This window comes from Haloferax gibbonsii ATCC 33959 (assembly GCF_000336775.1).
In the GTDB taxonomy this organism is placed as follows: domain Archaea; phylum Halobacteriota; class Halobacteria; order Halobacteriales; family Haloferacaceae; genus Haloferax; species Haloferax gibbonsii.
The window spans coordinates 24,852-39,733 of record NZ_AOLJ01000019.1; the positions used below are offsets into that span (position 1 = coordinate 24,852).

At 67.8% G+C, this 14,882-nt stretch carries 14 protein-coding genes; 6 read left to right on the top strand and 8 right to left on the bottom strand.

Annotated elements, in window-relative coordinates; translation table 11 throughout:
* Positions 1 to 3: 3 nt before the first annotated feature.
* The gene (locus C454_RS12675) at positions 4 to 741 is read left to right on the top strand and encodes a CPBP family intramembrane glutamic endopeptidase (RefSeq protein ID WP_004976294.1); all 738 of its coding nucleotides are present in this window, start codon (positions 4 to 6) and stop codon (positions 739 to 741) included.
* Positions 742 to 786: 45 nt separating this feature from the next.
* On the opposite strand, the gene C454_RS12680 is transcribed toward C454_RS12675, so the two are convergent.
* On the bottom strand, positions 787 to 1,245 hold the full coding sequence (locus tag C454_RS12680; RefSeq protein ID WP_004976295.1) for an NOB1 family endonuclease: 459 nt from the start codon (positions 1,243 to 1,245) through the stop codon (positions 787 to 789).
* 18 nt (positions 1,246 to 1,263) lie between these two features.
* A complete protein-coding gene (locus C454_RS12685; RefSeq protein ID WP_004976296.1) occupies positions 1,264 to 1,509 on the bottom strand; it encodes a PRC-barrel domain-containing protein in 246 nt (81 codons plus the stop codon).
* A gap of 195 nt (positions 1,510 to 1,704) precedes the next feature.
* Here C454_RS12685 and infB point away from each other — a divergent pair, with 195 nt between their 5' ends.
* Both infB and C454_RS12695 read left to right on the top strand, forming a co-directional pair.
* Positions 1,705 to 3,507, top strand: coding sequence for a translation initiation factor IF-2 (gene infB, locus C454_RS12690; protein ID WP_049905167.1), 1,803 nt, complete (start codon positions 1,705 to 1,707; stop codon positions 3,505 to 3,507).
* Between the two features lie 152 nt (positions 3,508 to 3,659).
* Positions 3,660 to 3,983: a hypothetical protein gene (locus tag C454_RS12695; RefSeq protein WP_004976298.1), complete on the top strand. Its 324-nt coding sequence runs from the start codon at positions 3,660 to 3,662 to the stop codon at positions 3,981 to 3,983.
* A gap of 25 nt (positions 3,984 to 4,008) precedes the next feature.
* Here the strand turns inward: C454_RS12695 and C454_RS20775 are convergent, their stop codons facing one another.
* From C454_RS20775 to C454_RS12720, 6 genes are all read right to left on the bottom strand, one after another.
* Positions 4,009 to 4,170 (bottom strand): hypothetical protein, encoded by a 162-nt coding sequence (locus tag C454_RS20775; protein ID WP_004976299.1) that lies wholly within the window; start codon positions 4,168 to 4,170, stop codon positions 4,009 to 4,011.
* Positions 4,171 to 4,335: 165 nt separating this feature from the next.
* On the bottom strand, positions 4,336 to 4,719 hold the full coding sequence (locus C454_RS12700; RefSeq protein WP_004976300.1) for a DUF5811 family protein: 384 nt from the start codon (positions 4,717 to 4,719) through the stop codon (positions 4,336 to 4,338).
* A 159-nt stretch (positions 4,720 to 4,878) separates the two neighbouring features.
* Positions 4,879 to 5,727 (bottom strand): sensor histidine kinase, encoded by an 849-nt coding sequence (locus C454_RS12705; RefSeq protein ID WP_004976301.1) that lies wholly within the window; start codon positions 5,725 to 5,727, stop codon positions 4,879 to 4,881.
* Between the two features lie 92 nt (positions 5,728 to 5,819).
* Positions 5,820 to 6,293: a pyruvoyl-dependent arginine decarboxylase gene (locus C454_RS12710; RefSeq protein ID WP_004976302.1), complete on the bottom strand. Its 474-nt coding sequence runs from the start codon at positions 6,291 to 6,293 to the stop codon at positions 5,820 to 5,822.
* A 108-nt stretch (positions 6,294 to 6,401) separates the two neighbouring features.
* Positions 6,402 to 7,640: a proteasome-activating nucleotidase Pan2 gene (pan2, locus tag C454_RS12715; RefSeq protein WP_004976303.1), complete on the bottom strand. Its 1,239-nt coding sequence runs from the start codon at positions 7,638 to 7,640 to the stop codon at positions 6,402 to 6,404.
* A 404-nt stretch (positions 7,641 to 8,044) separates the two neighbouring features.
* Complete coding sequence (locus tag C454_RS12720; RefSeq protein ID WP_004976305.1) at positions 8,045 to 8,518, bottom strand: deoxyuridine 5'-triphosphate nucleotidohydrolase; 474 nt, start codon at positions 8,516 to 8,518, stop codon at positions 8,045 to 8,047.
* Between the two features lie 304 nt (positions 8,519 to 8,822).
* Here C454_RS12720 and C454_RS12725 point away from each other — a divergent pair, with 304 nt between their 5' ends.
* From C454_RS12725 to C454_RS12735, 3 genes are all read left to right on the top strand, one after another.
* The gene (locus C454_RS12725) at positions 8,823 to 10,787 is read left to right on the top strand and encodes an aconitate hydratase (protein WP_004976307.1); all 1,965 of its coding nucleotides are present in this window, start codon (positions 8,823 to 8,825) and stop codon (positions 10,785 to 10,787) included.
* 196 nt (positions 10,788 to 10,983) lie between these two features.
* A complete protein-coding gene (gene rimI / locus C454_RS12730; RefSeq protein WP_004976308.1) occupies positions 10,984 to 11,472 on the top strand; it encodes a ribosomal protein S18-alanine N-acetyltransferase in 489 nt (162 codons plus the stop codon).
* 82 nt (positions 11,473 to 11,554) lie between these two features.
* On the top strand, positions 11,555 to 14,767 hold the full coding sequence (locus tag C454_RS12735) for a bacterio-opsin activator domain-containing protein (protein WP_049905181.1): 3,213 nt from the start codon (positions 11,555 to 11,557) through the stop codon (positions 14,765 to 14,767).
* The last annotated feature ends 115 nt before the right edge of the window (positions 14,768 to 14,882 follow it).

A 14,882-nucleotide genomic window follows, 5' to 3' on the forward strand; every position in this document is an offset into this window, starting at 1 on the left:
GCAATGGCACACGACACCGCCCGCACGTCTGCGAGCCCCGCAGACCACCTCCAAGCGTACGGTGGCATCATCATCGTCGTCGCCCTCTCGCTCCTCGTCGGCGCGACGTTCGGCTCGCTCGCCGGCGGCCTCGCTCGCGGCGTGGTTCCGGGTGACACCGCACTCATCGGCGCGATACAGAGCGCCGGGCAGTTCGTCGGCTTCGGCGTCGTCGGCGCGGGCTACCTCGCCGCCCGCGACGACTGGGACCTGATTCGGTTCGAGCGACCGACCGCGCGCGACGCCCTGTGGATCGTCGGCGGGTTCGTCGCCGTGATGGGCGTCTACCTCGGCGCGTCGGCGCTGATGTCAGCGCTCGGCATCCAGAGCGGCGACAGCGTCATCGCCCAGCAGGGCCGCGAGAACCCGGTGTACTTCCTGTATCTCACCGTCGTCACCATCGTCCTCGTCGGCCCGGCGGAGGAGCTCATCTTCCGCGGCGTCGCCTTCGGCGAACTCCGCCGACTCTGGGGTCCCGCGCCCGCGGTCGTCCTGTCGAGTCTGGTGTTCGCGTCGATTCACGTCTGGTCGTTTTCCGGCGAGGGGGCCTTCGTCTCGCTGGGGATGGTGTTCCTCCTCGGGAGCGTCCTCGCGCTCGTCTACGAGAAAAGCGGGAACCTGCTCGTCGCCGCGCTGGTCCACGGGCTGTACAACGCGGTCCAGTTCCTCGTGAGCTACGCGCAGGCGACCGGCATGGTCTGAAAAAGAACGTCGGACAGCCGAGTCGAGTCGGCCGGTTCGACCGGCTTACGCCGGATTCTTCCGCGACAGCTCCATCCCGCAGATGGGACAGCGCTCTTTGTTCTCGTCGAACTCGCGGCCGCAGCCCTGACACTGGAACTTCCAGCTCCGCTGTTCTGCGATGCCGTCTTGGGCGATGACTTCGACGCCGACGTTGAGCCGCTCGGCGACGTTCTGCATCGCGTAGTCGTCGGTGACGAGCGTCGCGTCGAGTTCGAACGCGGCGGCGATGAGGCGCGTGTCGGTCTCCGAGAGCACGTCGCGGTCGCCGGTCTCGCCCGCGGCGCGGAGCACCTTGTCCACGGTTCCCTGTCCGGGGATGTGGACGTACATGCCCGCGCCTTCGAGCGCGTCGAACCGGAAGGCGTGCTCGCCGGTGAGTTCTTCCTTGACGAGGGGAATCGAGGCCGTCTCGTCGTCGGTGTGGTACTCGTTGATGAACGCAGAAGCGTCGAGAATCCGCATTGAGAATCTATCCTGAAACTACCGTTGGACGACGATGTAATCCTTGACCGCCTGCACGCGGTTCACCGGGACACGGAACCGACCGCGGTCGTCCTGGTCGAACGCCACGCGGCTCGGGGCGACCTGCTCGTTCGGCTGGACGAGGAGGTCGTGAAGCTCGCCCGATTTCAGATCCATCGTGATGTTGTACAGCATCCCGAGTTCCGTCCCGTCGGACCCCATGACGGCCTTTCCGGAGAGGTTCTCGGCGAGTATGTCGGCCATACACACCCCTTCCTCGCCGGTTCACATAAACGACACGGGCACGTCTGACGGGCGGCCGACGAGCGAATCCGGGCCCGAGCGTGGGCCGCGAGAACAGTCGACACGGCGAATCGCGGGGTCGTGCGCCCGTGACGATGGACTTAACTTGAGTCACCGACTCGATTCCGGTAAGAGCTTTCTCCGGGGCGATTCTCCATGTCCGACACTGATTCGACGTCACAATCCGATACGCTTCGCACACCCATCGTGGCCGTCCTCGGCCACGTGGACCACGGGAAGACGAGTCTTCTCGACAAGATTCGCGGCTCCGCCGTCAGCGAGGGTGAGGCCGGTGCCATCACCCAGCACATCGGCGCGACCGCGGTCCCCTTAGACACCGTCTCGCAGATGGCCGGCAGCCTGGTCAAACCCGAGGACTTCGACCTCCCGGGGCTGTTGTTCATCGACACGCCGGGCCACCACTCCTTCAGCACCCTCCGCTCTCGCGGCGGGGCGCTCGCCGACATCGCCATCCTCGTGGTCGACGTGAACGACAGTTTCCAGCCGCAGACCGAGGAGGCCATCGACATCCTCAAACGAACGGGGACGCCGTTCATCGTGGCCGCGAACAAGATAGACACGACGCCGGGCTGGAACCCCCAAGAGGGGGCCCCCATCCAGAAGACCTACGAGGAACAGTCCCAGCGCGCCCGCTCGAAACTCGACGAGAAGCTGTACGAGATTATCGGCGAACTCTCCGACCGGGGCTTTTCCTCTGACTTCTACTGGCGCGTCCAGAACTTCCAGTCCAACATCGGCGTCGTCCCCGTCTCCGCGCTCACCGGCGAGGGCATTCCGGACCTGCTGGGCGTCCTCATGGGCCTCTCCCAGCGCTACATGAAAGACGAGATGGCCATCGACGTGGCCGGCCCCGGCTCCGGGACGGTCCTCGAAGTCAAGGAGGAACGCGGCTTCGGCGCGACCCTCGACGTGGTCCTCTACGACGGGACGATTCGCGCGGGCGACACCATCGTCGTCGGCGGCGCGAACGACCCCATCGTCACCGAGGTCCGCGCGCTCCTCCAGCCCCGACCGAACGCCGAGATTCGCACCGAAAAGCGGTTCGACAAGGTCGACGAGGTCGGTGCCGCGGCCGGTGTGAAAATCGCCGCCCCCGACCTCGAAGACGCGATGGCCGGCGCGCCGGTCCGCGTCGTCGGCGACCGCGACCTCGACGAGGTCATCCGCGAGGTCGAAGCCGAACTCGCCGACATCGAAGTGACGACCGAAGAGGAGGGCGTCGTCGTCAAGGCCGACACGCTCGGCAGCCTCGAAGCGATGGCGAACGCCTTACAGGAGGCCGAAGTCCCCATCCTCCGCGCCGAGGTCGGCGACATCGCCCCGCGCGACGTTGCCGTCGCCTCGACCGCCCGCGAACCCGAGCACAAGGTCATCCTCGGCTTCAACGTGGACGTGCTCTCGAACGCCGAGGACGAACTCGACAAGAACGACGTGAAGCTGTTCGAAGACGACGTCATCTATCAGCTCGTCGAAGAGTACGAGGAGTACGTCGACGAGATGAAACGCGCCCAGCAGGAGACGATTCTCGACAAAATCGTCCGGCCGTGTCGCTTCCGCATCCTCCAGGACCACGTCTTCCGGCAGAACAACCCCGCCGTCGTCGGCGTCGAAATCATGTCCGGGACCATCAAGAACAACATGAACGTCGTGAAGTGGGAAGACGGCGAGCCCACTCGCGTCGGGCAGCTCTCGGGCATCCAAGAGAACGGCGAGGACGCGTCGAGCGCCCGCGCCGGCTCGCGCGTCAGCGTCGCCATCGACGGCCCGACGGTCGGCCGGCAGATAGACGAGGGCGACGAACTCTGGATCGAACTCCCCGAGAAGCACGCGAAGATTCTCGAACAGGAGCTCCGCGACGACATCCCCACCGACGAACTGGAGGCGCTGTCCGGCTACCTCGAAAAGCACCGCCGCCGCGACCCCTTCTGGGGGAAGTAGGCGCGAGACGCGACCGGAAATCTCACAGAGTCACCGCGCCCGCGACGCCCGCCCGACGCGGTCCGGACGGCCGTTCCATGCGACCACCGGGGCCGACCCGTCCGGCGAAATAGCTATTATTCACACGTTCGTACTCGTCTCCGAGTGGTATCATGCGCACACGAACTCCCCATAGCGACAGCATCGTCTCGGAAGCGACGCGGTACGACGCCATCCTCGCGACACTGCCGCTCCCAATAGTCGTCGGGACGGCGGCCGGCACGCTCTCGCCGCTCCCCCTCTCGCTCGTCGTGGGGGCGAGCGGCCTCGTCTCGGCGGCCGTGCTCGCTTACGGGTTGTTCGTTGCGACGCCGCGGTCGGCCGTCGGGCCGACACGCGGGTCGGACGCGTCCGCCGAGACCGACGTCCCGCTCGGCGGCGTTACGTCTCGCGCTCGCGACGACACCGGGCGAAACCGTCGTCGCGGGAGCGTCTGAGCGAGTTCACGCACTCGTTTTGCACTCAGGGTCGGTTCCACTCCCAGAACCAGTACGCCGCGCCGAACAGCATCAGCCCCGCGCCGAGCGCGGAGGTCGCCGGTTCCGGGAAGACAAACAGGAGGAATCCGACGATGATGAGCGTCGTCGGGCCGATCTCGTCCGCGTATCCGAGGAGCGAAGCCATACCTCCCTTTCGACCGCCTCCGTGAAGTGTATTGTTCTCGTTCTGAGAGGACGAGAGCGCTCGGAAGCGAAGCGACAGGCCGTGAAAGGAGTCGCGGAGTGAATCGGTCGGCGACCGCGCGTCAGTCGCCACTCGGACCCCGACGGCGGCGGGGGTCGTTCGGGGTTACCGCGCGGCGGGCGTGAGGTCGTCGCCGACGGCGCTCATCACCTGGAACGCCGCGGTCGCGGCGAGTCCGCGGGCGACCTCGTTTCGGTCCTCGTCGGTGAGTCCGGCGTCGAGTTCGTCGGCGTCCGGCGAGAAGCCGGCGCTGACGGGGTGGCCGACGGGCGGGTGGACGGCCACGGTCGCCAGCGGTCCGTTCGACCCCGTCGAGAGCTCCGAGCCGACGGCGAACCCCTCGGGGAGATACGACTCGGTGCGCGAGACGATGCCGGCGACGGCCCGCCGGAGTGCGTCCATCTGCTCGACGGTCAGTTCTCGGTTGGCCGACGGCTGGCCGGCCCCAGCCACGCCGGGAGCGCCCGCATATGGGTTGTTCCCGTTCATCAGTCGTCTGCGATACGGGAAGGACGTGTAAAAAGCCGTCGTCGGCGGTGATGTGGCGAGCGAATCGAAACCGGGTGACGACGCGGTTGCGACGCGGGCGAGGCCGTCGCGGCGCGGACGAGACCGTCGCGGCTCGGTCTCGGCTCGGTCGCGGCGCGGTCACGACGCCGTCCGCGGGAGCGACACGGTGACCACGGTCCCGTGGGCCTTCGGCTTCGAGATGTCGAGGGAGCCGCCGGACGCGTCGACGATGGCGCGAACCAGCCAGAGGCCGACCCCGCTCGTGTGCGAAAGCGGCGTCTCCGAGCCGGAAAGGAGGGCGTCGCGCTCGGCATCGGGGATACCGGGGCCGTTGTCGGTGACGGTCACCCCGGCGACTTCGCCGAGTTGCCAGACGCCGACGTGCACCTCCGGTTCGTCGCAGTCGGCGTGGACGACGGCGTTGTCGAGTAACTCCGCGAGACTCCGCGGGAGCGCCGGATGCGCCCGCACGACGAGCGACTCCGGCGAGGCGATCGAGACCTGCACCTCCGGATACTCCATTTCGAGGTCCTCGACGGCGTCCGCGACCGCACAGGAGAGGTCGACGTCGACCTCGTTCCCCTCCGCGAGTTCGACGGTGCGGAGGAGCGCGACCTCGTCGCTCACTTCGACCAGCCGGTTCGCGCGCACCTGAATCGCCTCGACCGGGTCGATGTTCGAACCCGCGTCGCCTTTCGACTCGACGAGTTCGGCGTAGCCGAGGATGGCGGTGCAGGCGTTTCTGATGTCGTGTCTGAGGATTCGATGGAGGACGCTCGTGTGTGCGAGCGTCGACTCCAGTTGCTCGGAGGTCCGGTTCAGTTTGGACTGACTCCGGTTGACGAGGGCGTACACCAACAGCGCCGAGAGGCCGACGAACAGCCATCCCTTCGCCGTCTGGATGAGTTCGTGGTTCGGGAGTCCCTCTACGAGACTGTCGCTCGTCGCGACCCAGAGGAAGCCGAAGGCGGCGTAGATAAGCGCCACTCGCCCGGGAGACAGGTCGAACGGCGCGTCACCACTCATACCGGAAGGGTTCTCACAAAAGCTGATGAGTCCGTCGGTCAGCGCGGGGACCGTCAGAAGATGGATTCGCTCTGCCCGTAGGCCGCGACCGTGACGGCGGTGGTGTAGCCGTCGCCCTCGTGGGTCCCGGTCGTGAGCGCGACTTCCTCGTCGTCGAACGACCACTCGCGGAGGTTCCGGCCCGCTTCGAGCCCGTCGAGGACGGCCGCGCGAACGCTCGCTTCGTCGGTGCCGGACGCCTCGTAGAACAGGCCGGGTCCGGAGCCGGTCGCCCAGCCGAGGCCGGCGACGACCGTCTCGCCGGGCGTCGAGGTGGTCTCGCGGGCCTGCACCACGGTCAGTCGGTTGCCCGCCGGGCCGAGGTCGGGGGCCACGTCGACCGCCTCGACGGTCGCGTCGGCGGGGACGACCGAGGAGACGGCGACGAGGTTGTAGTTGTGGACGTTGGCGGCGGCGAGGGCGGCGTCGTACGACGCCATCTCGGTGGGGGCGGTGCCGACCCCGCGGACGACGCGAATCGTGTTCATGTCCGAACTCTCGCGGCGGCGGAAAAGGGGGTTACGAATAGTGGCGCTCGAAAGCCGGGGCGAGGCGGGGGCGTCGACGACCGCCGCGACGCCGGTTCCCGGCCGGGTTCAGTACTGGTAGTCCGTGAAGCCCGAGATGGGGCCGGTGCCGGACTCCTCGACGTTCGAGAGCTTCTCGTGGGCGGCGTCGAAGTCCGCGCCCGTCACCACGGTCCGGCCGTCGCGGATGGCGAACATCCCGGCCTCGGTCGTGAGCGACGCGATGTCCGCGCCGGAGTAGTCGTCGAGTTCCTCGGCGAGCGCGTCGAGGTCCACGTCGTCGGCGACGTTCATGTCGCGGGTGTGGATGTCGAGGATGCGGCGGCGGCCCTCGACGGCGGGCTTGGGCACCTCGATGAGGCGGTCGAACCGGCCCGGCCGGAGAATGGCCTCGTCGAGCATGTCGAAGCGGTTAGTCGCCGCGATGATGCGGATGTCGCCGCGGTCGTCGAAGCCGTCCATCTCCGAGAGCAGTTGCATCATCGTGCGCTGAACCTCGGCGTCGCCGGAGGTCTTCGAGTCCGTGCGCTTCGAGGCGACGGCGTCGATTTCGTCGATGAAGATGACCACCGGTTCGCGCTCGGCGGCGAGCTTGAACAGGTCGCGGACGAGCCGCGCGCCCTCGCCGATGAACTTCTGGACGAGTTCGGAGCCGGCCATCTTGATGAACGAGGCGTTGGTCTCGTTGGCGACGGCCTTCGCGAGCATCGTCTTCCCCGTTCCCGGCGGGCCGTACAGGAGCACGCCCGCGGGCGGGTCGATGCCGACTTCCTCGAACATCTCGGGGTTCTCGAGGGGCTGTTCGACCGCCTCGCGGACCTCGCGGACCTGCTCGTCGATGCCGCCGATGTCGTCGTAGGTGACCGTCGGCGACTCGACGACCTCCATCGCCTGCGCCCGCGCGTCCGTCTCGTCGTCGAGGACGGTCTGGACGGCGAACGAATCGTTGATGGCGACGCGGTCGCCGGGTTCGATGTCGTCGATGTTCAGGCTCGGTGCGAACTCGGTCAGGACCTCCTGGTTGTTGCCGTGCTGCTTGATGATGACGCCGTCGTCGGTCAGTTCTTCGACCGTGGCGATGTAGTACGAGGCCGTCTTCAGGGCCTCGTTTCGCGCCTTCATCTGGTCGACCTCGTCGACCAGTTCGGCGTGACGGTCGTCGGCGTTCTGGAGCCGCTGGTCGAGTTCGCGGTTGACGTCGACCATGCGTTCGAAGTGCTGGCGGAGTGCAGAGAGGCGCTCTGCATCCGACATCTCGGGGTCCAGATCGAGATGAGGACGTTCCGGGAGAGATGGACTCCGTGACATCAGTGATTGGCCACACTTAGGCATGCGCGTAAATGTGCCTTTGGGTCAGAGAACACGAGTGCGCCGCTCGAAGCGGTTTTAGGTGACAGCGCCACCGTGGCCGCTCGCCTGCCGGGCGAATCGAAGGCCCGCGGGCGGTGTCTACGACTCGCGCGAAGCGAACACAGGTCCAGCAGGAACACGGGCGCACTCAAGAAGATGTGGAAGGAGGAAGTTGCGGAGGTTCGGTGTGTACAGGTCGCCCCTCGTTTCGGCCCGACATGCCCTCCGCGAAGACAGATACGACGCCCATCGACTTGAAAGGAATTCGTCATCGCCGAGAACGTCCCGTAAATCGAGATGTCGGTATTCATTCGGTACGATCCGCCGAGCGATGCCTCCGGAGCGCCATCGACCGGAAGCCGTCAGCGGGTCCGCTCGCCCTGATAGCTACCGTCGTAGGTCCCGTCGTGGTTCGCGTCCGCGAGGACGATTTGAGCCACGCGCGCGCCGCGTTCGAGTTCGACCGGGTGGTGGACCTGCAAGAGCCCCTCGCCTTTCCCCTCGTAGCCGGCGTCCCAGACGGCCGTGTTCAGCATACAGGAGTTCCGCATGAGCGACGACCGCGGGTAGATGAAGCCGACGTGGTCTTCCGGGATGTGGACCGTCTCGGCGTACTGGAGGACGTAGCCGCCGGGGTCGAGTCGGTACGTCTCGGCGTCCGGGTCGGCGAACTCGAGGGGCCGACGCTCGCCGATGGTCTTCCCTTCGCGGCCGAGGCGGCCCGGTTCGACCTGTTCGAGGACCGCTTCGAGCGTCAGGTCGACGCCGTTCGGTTGGACCTGTTCGGCCGTGACCGGCGAGATGTGCTGTGCGACGAACGAGCCAGCGCGGTGCATATCCGAACCCCGTCCAGGGGGCGCAAAACTGTGCCGAACCTCGGTCGGTCGGCGGCCCGAGGACGGTGTCGATTCCGAGGTCGTGACGGGGTCCAAACACCCCGGTTTCGGGGGGATGTGAGAGCCCGAATCGCCCTCCATCTGGGGCGGTGACGACCCCCGCGGTGACAAGTCACATGGGAGAACCAACAAGGAGTTTAATGGCCCTTAGACGCTAGAAACCCCGAGACGGCGCTATCGTTCACGTTCGAAGATAGGGAAGTACGCGGGATTTATATCCGAGGACCATCGACGTTCGGGTGTTATGGGACAGACGCTCACGGAAAAGATTCTCTCGGACCACCTCGTCGAGGGTGACCTCACCCCCGGAGAGGAGATCGGAATCGAAATCGACCAAGTCCTGATGCAGGACACGACTGGGACGATGGTGTGGCTCCAGTTCGAGGCGCTCGACCTCGACGAGGCCCAGACCGAACTCGCCGCCCAGTACTGCGACCACCAGACCTACCAGTTCGACTTCAAGAACACGGACGACCACCGCTTCCTCCGTTCCGCGGCCGGGACATATGGTGCCCACTTCTCCCGCCCCGGTAACGGTATCTGCCACAACGTCCACAAGGAGAACTTCGCCGCGCCCGGCAAGACGCTCCTCGGCTCGGACTCCCACACGCCGACGCCCGGCGGCCTCGGCCAGCTCGCCATCGGTGCCGGCGGCCTCGACATCGCTGTCGCCATGGGCGGCGGCGCGTACTACGTCGAGATGCCGGAAGTCGTGAACGTCCGCCTCGAAGGCGAACTCCCCGAGTGGTCCTCCGCGAAGGACGTCATCCTCGAGATGCTCCGCCGCGAGACCGTCAAGGGCGGCGTCGGCAAGGTGTTCGAGTACACCGGCCCCGGTGCTGAATCGCTCACCGTGCCCGAGCGAACCACCATCACCAACATGGGAACCGAACTCGGTGCCACCTCGTCGCTCTTCGAGACCGACGAGAAGACCAAGGACTACCTCGAGCGCCAGGGTCGCGGCGACGAGTACGTCGAGCTGACGGCCGACGACGACGCCGAATACGCCGACGAAATCGTCATCGACCTCGGCGACCTCGAACCGCTCATCGCCTGCCCGTCGATGCCCGACAACGTGGTTCCGGTCCGCGAAGTCGCCGGCGAGAAGGTCGAGCAGGTCCTCGTCGGTTCCTGTACCAACGGCGGCTACGAGGACGTCCTCCCGGCCGCGAAGATGGTCAAGGACCAGGAAGTCGCAAAGCACCTCGAGATGATCGTCGCGCCCGGTTCGAAGCAGGCCGGCGAGATGCTCGCCCGTCAGGGCTGGACGGCAGAGATGATGGCGGCCGGCGTCAACGTCTCCGAGGCGACCTGTGGACCGTGTATCGGTATCGGCCACGTCCCCGCCTCCGACTCCGTCTCGCTGCGCACCTTCAACCGCAACTTCGAGGGCCGCTCGGGCATCGAAGACGACAACGTCTACCTCTGTTCGCCGCAGGTCGCCGCCGCCGCGGCGCTCAAGGGCGAAATCGTCGACCCGCGCGACCTCGCCGACGAACTCGGTCTCGACGCCCCCGGCATCGAGCTCCCCGACAAGTACGACGGCTCGAAGACGGACCTCATCTACGCCGAAGACGCCATCGACGACGAGCTCATCAAGGGCCCGAACATCGGCGAGGTTCCCCTGCAGGACCCCCTCGGCTCCAACATCTCGGGTGAGACCCTCCTGAAGATGGAGGACAACATCACGACCGACCACATCATCCCGGCGACGTCCGACATCCTCAAGTTCCGCTCGAACATCGAGCGCCTCTCGGACTTCACGCTCTCGCGCGTCGACGAGACGTTCGCCCAGCGCGCCAAGGATGCCGGCACCGGCGTCCTCGTCGCGGGCGAGAACTACGGTCAGGGTTCCTCCCGCGAACACGCCGCGATGTGTCCGATGTACCTCGGCATCGAGGCCGTCCTCGCGCAGTCGTTCGCCCGCATCCACAAGGCGAACCTGTTCAACTTCGGTATCGTCCCCCTCGCCATCGACGAGGAGACCTACGCGAAGATCGAACAGGGCGACGACGTCGAAATCGTCGACGACGTTGCCGAAGCCGTCGAATCCGGCCAGGAAGAGTTCACCATCCGCGTGAACGACGACTGGGAAGCGACGGCGAACCTGCACGCCTCCGAGCGTGAGCGTCGTATCCTCACCGCCGGCGGCAAGCTCCCCCTCACGAAGCAGCAGGCCGAGGGCGGCGCTGCCCCCGCGGACGACTGAACGCGACCAACACACCTTCTCACTTTTTCGCCCGGCGAGCGGCGGCCACCGCGCGGCCGGAAGTAGTGCACCGCCCGCTCCCGTGCGCGTCTGTCTCGACGTCGGTTCCGCGTCCGTCCGACGACCGTCCGCACCCGTGCCGACCGTCCGCACCCGTGCCGTCGGGCTTTTGCGTGCCAACCACGTAGCGCCGGGCGTGACGGCGTTCGACGACGCGCTCGCCGGCGACTTGGTCGTCAGGCGGGTCGACCGGGCGGACCTCCTCGACGTGCTCCGCATCGAGCGGACGTGTTTCTCCGAGCCGTGGCCGTACTCCGCGTTCGAGATGTTCGTCGACGAGCCGGCGTTCCTCGTCGCCGCCCGCGGAGACGAGGTGCTCGGCTACGTCGTCGCCGACGTGATGCCGAACCACGGCAACGACATCGGCCACGTGAAGGACCTCGCGGTCCGCCCGGAGGCCCGCGGGAACGGCCTCGGTCGGCGGCTGCTCGTCCAGTCGCTGACGGCGATGGCCATCGCGGGCGCGACGGTCGTGAAGCTCGAAGTCCGCGTCTCGAACGAGCCGGCCATCGGCCTCTACCGGAGCCTCGGCTTCGAGCCCGCCCGCCGGGTGCCGGGCTACTACGGCGACGGCGAGGACGCGTACATCATGGTCCTCGACGTGGCGGAGTGGCAGCGCGCCTGACAGGACCGCTCGCGGCCGAAGGAGCGCTTATCACGACGAGCCGCGTACACGGGTTGTGTTACCGTCCCCCACCGTGCTCTGTCTGAGTGACGACGGCGAGTTCGCGGCGTCCCTCGACTCGTCGCTGTCGTCGCTCGACGGAGCGACGACCGTCCGGCACGTCCGCACCCCCGCCGCGGCGCGCGCGGAACTCGTTTCCGCCTCGGCGGCCATCTCCTGTATCGTCCTGGCCGCCCCCACGGCGGCCGGCGACGAGGGGGCGTTCGTCCGCGACATCTACGCCCAGGGTATCGACGTCCCGGTCGTCGTCGCGGCCGCCGACCAGGAGACCGCGACCCGCGCGGTCGAAGCCGGCGCGACGGACTACGTCGTCCGCGACGACGACCCCGAGACGATGTCGTGGCTCGCCTTCCGCGTCGAGCGGGCGCTCGGCGAGTGCACCCTCGCTCGGAGCCACCGGGACCGAATCGAACAGCAGCGCGTCGTCTCCGAAATCGGAACGCGGGCGCTGACCGCCGTCGACCTCGACTCGACGCTCGACCACGCCGCGAGTCGCGTCCGCGACGTGCTCGACGCCAGTTCGGTCACGATTTTCGAGGGCCTCGACGACGGCGCGTTCCGCGTCGCCGCCGCCGCGGGCTGGTCGGCGAATCGGGACCACGGACTCGCCGCGGCCGGGGGGACGCAGGCGGTCGAGACGTACCGGTCCGGGCGTTCGACGCTCGTCGACGACTTCGACGACGACGAGCGCTTCGAGCACGCGAGCGACGCGGGCCCGTCGGGACCGAAAAGCGGAATGAGCGCGGCCATCGGCGGCGACGACACCCGGTGGGGAGTCATCGCCGTCCACGGCGTCGCCAGCGGGCAGTTCTCCGACGACGACGTGCTCTTCTTGGAGAACATTGCCGCCGTCGTCGGCGCGGCGACCGAACGGCACGAGCTGAAAAGCGCCCTCTCGGAGGTCTTAGAGCGGATGGACGAGGCGGTGATGGGGTTCGACGCGGACTGGCGCGTCACCTACGTCAACTCGACGGCCGAACACGGCCTCGGGATGTCGGCCGAGGCGGTGTTGGGGACGCGAATCTGGGACTCGGTGCCCGAGTCGGCCGTCTTCCGCGAGGAGTTCGAGCGCGCGATGGAGCGACAGGAGCCGGCGACCTTCGAACAGTACTACGACCGCCTCGAAACGTGGTACGCGGTTCGGGCGTACCCCTCAGAGACGGGGCTGTCCGTCTACTTCACCGACATCACGGAGCAGTTGGAACACGAGGTCGAGGCCGAGCAGTACGGGCGGATGCTCGCGGCCGTCGCCGACGCGGTGTACGCGCTGGACGACGAGGGTCGGTTCGCGGCGGTCAACCCCGCGTTCGAGCGCCTCACCGGACTCGACCGCGACCGCGTCATCGGGTCGTCGACGGCGTTGCTCACCGAGAACGCGAGCGCGACCGACGGCAGCGACGAGGCGTTCGCGTCGACCTCGCAGGGAATCGTGGAGTTGGACCTGCGGACGCCCGACGAGGGGGTCGTCAGAGTCGAGGACCACCGGACGCCGCTGGTCGTCGGCGGGGAGGAGGTCGGCTCGGTCGGCGTCCTCCGCGACGTGACGAAGCGACACCGCTACGAGCGCCTGCTCGCGACGCTCCACGACCGGACCCGAGAGATGATGGGCGCGACCGACCGACAGGCGGTCCTCCGGGCCGCCGTCGACGCCTGCGACGAGGTGCTCGGCGACGCCCGGACGGAGCTGTTCGTCTTCGACGAGGCGGACACGAGCCTCGTCCGGGTCGGCGCGGCCGGAACCGGCCTCGGCGACAAGCCGGTCGGGGGCGGCCTCGACCGCGGCGGGGTCTGGGACGCGTTCGTCTCCGGCGAGGTCCGGGTGGTCGAACTCGCGCCCGACGGGGGCGTCGTCGACGGCGTCGAGCGCGTCATCGCCGCGCCGCTCGGTCGTCACGGCGTCCTCGTCACCGGCCACCCCGGCACCGTCGCGCCAGACGAGGTCGACGTGGAGCTCGTGAACCTGCTTTCTGCGACCGTCGAGGAACTGCTCGACCGAATCGACGCCGAGGCGGAGCTACGCGAGCGCGACCGGCGGCTCGAGGCCCAGAACGAGGCGCTCACCCGACTCGACCGAATCAACGCGACCATCCGGAACATCAACCAGTCGCTCATCCGCGCGCCGACCCGCGGCGAGGCGCTTTCGGCCGTGGCCAAGCACCTCGTCGACGCCGACGACTACGCCATCGTCTGGCACGCAGAGGCCAGGGACGTAGACGAGACGTACCGGCCGACGAGCGACGCGGTCCACGGCGCTGACACCGCCTACGCCGACCGGCTCGGAGAGGTGGCGTCCGCTGAGCCGCTGTTTCCCCTGCTCGAAGCCGCCGTGGAGACCCGGGAGATACAGGTGGTAGCGGACGTGCTCGACGACCCCGCGTGGGCCGACCACCGAGGCGACGCCCTCAGCTACGGGTTCCGCGCTATCGCGGTCATCCCCGCGGTCGCCGACGACCGGGTGGAGGCGCTGTTCGTCGTCCACGCCACCGACCCGGACGCCTTCGCCGACGACGACGGCCTGCTCACCGACCTGGGCGAGACGGTCGGCTACGCCCTCGCGGCCACCGGGCGCGCCGACGCCATGCTGACCGAGCGCCGGACGGACGTGCAGGTACAGCTCGGCGGCGACCGGCTGTCGCTGTCGCGGCTCGCCCGGCGCGTCGGCCGCGCGGTGAGCCTCGGCGGCGTCATCCCGAACTCCGACGGCTCCGTTATCGCGTTCGTCACCAGTGACGCGGAACCCGAGGAGGTCGTCGCCGCCGGGCGGGACATCGCGACGCGCGTGCGCCACGTCTCGACCGACGACTCGGGGTCCCTGTTCGAACTCCGCCTCCCGCGGGAGTCGCTGTTCGAGACGCTGTACGCCTCGGAGGCGACCCTGCGCGCGCTCGACGCGACGCCGACCCAGACCACGCTCACCGCCGAGGTGCCGGAGCGAATCCGGGTCCGGTCGTTCGTCGACGCGCTCGACTCGAACTACCCGGGGACGAGTCTGCTGTCGCGGCGGACCGCGGACGACGGCACCGAGTCGCCGCAGACGTTCGCCGCCGAGATGCGCGAGGCGTGGACGAGCCGGCAGTACGAGTCGATTCGGGCGGCCCACCTCTCCGGATTCTACGAGTGGCCGCGCCGCAGCACCGCCGAGACGCTCGCCGAGACGTTCGACATCAGCGCGCCGACCTACCAGTACCACCTGCGCGCGGCCGAGCGAAAACTGGTCGGGCGCGTCTTCGAATGATAACATACCACATGAGAACCAGCGATACCAGCTGATTTTCAGTTACGGTTCTAGGTACCTAGAGGTGGCGCGCGCGCCACCACTAGTTGGATAGCAGCGACCGATATATTCACGA